This window comes from Aquimarina rhabdastrellae (assembly GCA_947387485.1).
Classification (GTDB): Bacteria; Bacteroidota; Bacteroidia; order Flavobacteriales; family Flavobacteriaceae; genus Aquimarina.
In genome coordinates this window covers 1-2,220 of sequence record CANDNT010000043.1, presented here as the reverse complement: position 1 = coordinate 2,220, position 2,220 = coordinate 1, and the positions used below count along the sequence as shown (strand labels likewise).

Here is a 2,220-nt window from a genome sequence, read left to right as displayed (position 1 = left end):
GCATCAACTTGTTCTGTACTGAACAGAGCAAAGTTACGTTGTAATTGTTGGTATTGCTCAGGAGAAATCTTTGCTTTTAAAGTTGATTTAGGTAACATACGTTTGATAATATCTTGAGCTAAAAAATCAGCCATTGTACCTATTTTGGGATTAAGCTTCTTTTTATCATTCAAAATATGTAGACGTGCTTGTGTATCTTTTTTTTCAGCTTCAATTTGATCTTTTATATGTTTTTGATAATCTAAAGTATGTTTTGCTAGACAGCGTTTTACTTCTTTAGGAATCCAATGTCGTTTTAATTGATAGGCTTTTAGTTTAATACCTAATTCGTTATAATCATTAACTTGAAAAGTACCATCAACAGCATCTTTTAAAAAACGTAAATAATTAGTTTCTAAAGTTTGTAGATGTTGTTGTAAGTCAAAATCAGATACGCTAAGTTTTAACTGAATTAAAGAAGCTAAATCAAAAGTACTCAATACGTATTTTCGTCCCTGATAAGTGTTTTTTACTAATGATTTCCCTATAAACTTTTGGTTGTCCTTATCCTTTTTAGGATCAGTTGTCATTCTACTAGGGATTTGAACTTCGTCTGAAGTAGCTGTAATATCAATTAAAAACTGAATCTGATTATTGTCAATATGGTAGTGAGGTGAAAAATATTCATAATGACTAGCTGCATATTTCTGAGGAGTTTCTCCTTTTTGAAGCCCTAATTGATAGCTTAAGCGATGTTGTTGTGCGTGAGATAATAGCCCAAAATCACGAACATCTTTTGTCCAAGAATGATCATATGTGATATTGCCTTCTTGATCTTGAAATGTATGACTTAGGATCATTTTTCCATAATCAATATGAAATTTTATCCCTGAAAATAATTGAGTTTCTTCAATAAATCGAAGTGCAAAATATGGGAAACGATCTCGATGACGAATCAAATAAGAATGTGTAGTCAAACCTGTGTCATCAATAGTAGTTTTTTCACTTTTTTGCTCAGCAATATTATCCTCTATATTACCTAATCGATCATGACGAATGCTATAAGCAAATTCCTCCTGGTCTTTAGGTTGTAGCATATCAAATAATTCCTTAGGACATTTCTGCAATTCGTTAAGCATATTGGTCATTAAATCAATTTTTGACTCAGCATATTCTGCCTTGAATTCAATGACAGGCTTAGGCAATTGACAGCAAAAAGCGGTATAGGTATGTAGTGTTGCTTGAAAACGTTCGCTCTGCTGTTTTTCTTCAGCATCAATAGCGTTATCAAAAGATTTACTCTTAGCACCACCTTGTTTAAAGCCTCGTAGCTTTTTAAGGAATTGATAGGCATCTTTTTTCTCTAAAAACAAGCAAATGAGATAGGCTATTCCATTTTGAGAAATGGCTTTTTCTTGTGTAAGAAAATGATGAAAATAATGTTTAGGTAATCCTTTAATCATATGACGATACCTGCGTAGTTTGATATAAGAAACACGATCACTACTATGAAGAATACCTGCATTCCAAATCCTACGAAGATTTTTTTCAAGAGTAAAGGGATACTTTTTATTGAGTTCGAGTTGATTGAGAATATCTGTAGTAGCTTTATCTTTTTGTTCAGGATGGCTATGTGAGTAGGTATTGCGTAAAAAGCGTAACAGTTGGATTATAATTTTGATTTCATCTTTAATACAACTATTCTTTTCTAATTCAATCTCTTCAAACTGTACAGTATCTTTTAGTTTAGGAATCGTAGCAATAATTTCAGAGAGGCTCATTACGTTGTTAGGATTTCTCTCTTTGAACTTTTTTGCATCTTTTTCAGTCATCCTACCAATAAACTCGATAGACTTGTATTGGTATGTTTTTAAAAAAGGAAGATGCTTGCTTAGTAATGCCCATCGCAAACCAGAGATATTAGCTTGTTCGTTTTTATCAGAAGAAAAATTAGAAATTTTTCCAAGTACAGGATGCTGTTCAATAGCATCGTCGGTATCTCTGGTCAACTGTTTAGGAGTATTTAATTTAGAATTAAGAATAGTTCCTACTTCATTAAGAATACTAAAAAGGTTAGCCGTAGCTTTATTTAAATAATAGGCAAAGTACTGCGGATCTTCATTGAGATCACGCCTAGAGGTAGATTCGGTCATATATGTAAGCAAATTGATTAGAAAACTAAAGCTACAAAATTTAACCAAATCCTTACGGTGATATACAGGTAAAATATATGGTTATTAT

The 2,220-nt window shown here is 32.1% G+C and carries 1 protein-coding gene; it reads right to left on the bottom strand.

The window, feature by feature from the left end; genetic code table 11:
* A partial coding sequence (cas13b, locus tag ACYEKI_RS21115; RefSeq protein WP_459213200.1) for a type VI-B CRISPR-associated RNA-guided ribonuclease Cas13b occupies window positions 1–2,132 on the bottom strand: 2,132 nt, incomplete at its 3' end.
* Window positions 2,133–2,220 lie beyond the last annotated feature (88 nt).